Source organism: Roseovarius sp. D0-M9 (assembly GCF_037083805.1).
Lineage (GTDB): Bacteria > Pseudomonadota > Alphaproteobacteria > Rhodobacterales > Rhodobacteraceae > Roseovarius.
Map to the genome: position 1 here is coordinate 1 of NZ_JBAPKZ010000106.1, position 1,865 is coordinate 1,865.

Below are 1,865 nucleotides of genomic sequence, written 5' to 3' on the forward strand. Positions count from 1 at the left end.
CGATGGCTGAGGTCTCCGCGTCGGACGCGCCTACCGAAGGCACGAAATATGGGAGCGGCTCAAGCACCGGTGCGCCCGACTACCCACACGGAACGAGAAGGGACCTCAAAACTTCATGGACATTGAAAATTAGTTCACCAAACTCAGTTCCGTGAACCGATGTCTCCATGCGACTTCTAATGACGTTCAAAGTCTTAGGAGGACGCAATGACAGAAACCTTTGCATCTGACCGAATGCTTCGTCGGCATGAAGTCGAACACCAAACCGGTTTTAGCCGCGCTCACATCTATCGTTTGATGGCACAGGACGAGTTTCCACGCCCATATAGACTGTCTGCGCGAGCCGTCGGATGGAAGCAATCTGAGATTTCCAATTGGTTGGTTAGCCGAAATACCGCCTAAAGCAACCCATTAGCTATGAATCTCAGCTAGCGGAGCGAATCGGCTCAACGTCGATTTTCTGATTACAAAATCTGCACCCCAACGCGACAGTTCCCGAAAAAAAACCGGAAACGAAAATGACCTCCAATCTCTCTTGGGGCGCGGTCCATTTGTGCCTTTCGCCCTCTCGACCTGTCCCAACAGAAGGACCATTCGGCGTAAAAATTTCTGAACCGATGAACGTCTACGGAAAGTCGAAGCTGAGCGCCGGGTGCCAACAACTCTTTAAGAAGCGAGCCAAACCTTTCCGGGTGCAACTCAACCTGTAAGAAGAAGGAACTCTGACCTTCGATGTCTAGGTCACCCGTTGCGACCAGAGCGCGGTTCACTAGGCCCTGTTGCACAAAGTCCCTGATGTCCAAGGTTCCCCTTTCCCCGGACAGATTTATCCCACGGTTTTGTGACAGGTATTCCAAGCGCGGTGTAGCCGTTCATGACGGCGAGGCGAGACATCCGCTTGCCCGCGTCGGGGTGCTTGGCATATCCTTTGCCAGCACGCTGGGCTGATGTCGTTGCGCTGCCTACGCACTGCCGTCAAGCCTCTCAGCCGAGGGCAAGGTCGTATTGCTTGCGTGGCATGCTGTGTTACCGTTGGGTATCCAAGATCTCATATGGCGACCAAAAAAGAGAAGGCAGATACTCGTGGTTTCTATCGTACGTTCAATCACGTTCCGTTCCTCTGGATGACACAATGGCTTTCTTGGGTCGATAAGAACTTATTGCGCAGAACAAACGTGCCTGCGCTGCTTGCGTTCTTGGTCGTTATCGCCGGATGGTTTGCCGCTGAGATACAGGCACGTAAGAATTATTTCGAAGCTCAACGGGCCACGATTGCGGGTGAGGTGGCGTTGCTACGCGCAGATCTGGAAGGCGCCGTAAACGGACCGATCCAATTGGTGCGTGGTTTAATTGCCGCAATTGAAACCGAGCCTAAAATGGATCAGACGCGCTTTGCAGAATTAGCTAGCAGGCTGATCGACAACGAGCCGTCGCTGCGCAATATCGCCGCTGCGCCGGATATGATCATCCAGATGATGTATCCGATCGAAGGCAATGAACAGGCGATCGGCCTTGACTACAACAGCATCCCAGAACAGCGAGATGCGGCCCTGCGCGCGCGTGACCTTGGCGACTTGGTCCTCGCTGGGCCGGTGGACTTGGTGCAGGGCGGTCAAGGTTTCATCGGACGATTCCCGGTGTTCTTGCGAAACGGCAATAGCCACACAGTTTTCTGGTCCCTTCTCGTTCCGTGTGGGTAGTCGGGCGCACCGGTGCTTGAGCCGCTCCCATATTTCGTGCCTTCGGTAGGCGCGTTCGACGCGGAGACCTCAGCCATCGCAGCGGCGGATGCGCCGGGCCATGTTGGTCTGCACGAGGTTCTTGGTTAGCCTTCGACCGTTCTGAGCAACGGGGGGGGGACGGAA

Annotated in this window: 2 protein-coding genes; both read left to right on the top strand. The window is 54.8% G+C overall.

Translation table 11 applies throughout. From position 1 onward, the window contains the following. Positions 1-234 precede the first annotated feature (234 nt). Positions 235-402 (top strand): helix-turn-helix transcriptional regulator, encoded by a 168-nt coding sequence (locus tag V8352_RS21625; protein WP_442971086.1) that lies wholly within the window; start codon positions 235-237, stop codon positions 400-402. A 650-nt stretch (positions 403-1,052) separates the two neighbouring features. Next, the gene (locus V8352_RS21630; RefSeq protein WP_336426323.1) at positions 1,053-1,700 is read left to right on the top strand and encodes a CHASE domain-containing protein; all 648 of its coding nucleotides are present in this window, start codon (positions 1,053-1,055) and stop codon (positions 1,698-1,700) included. Positions 1,701-1,865: the final 165 nt, after the last annotated feature.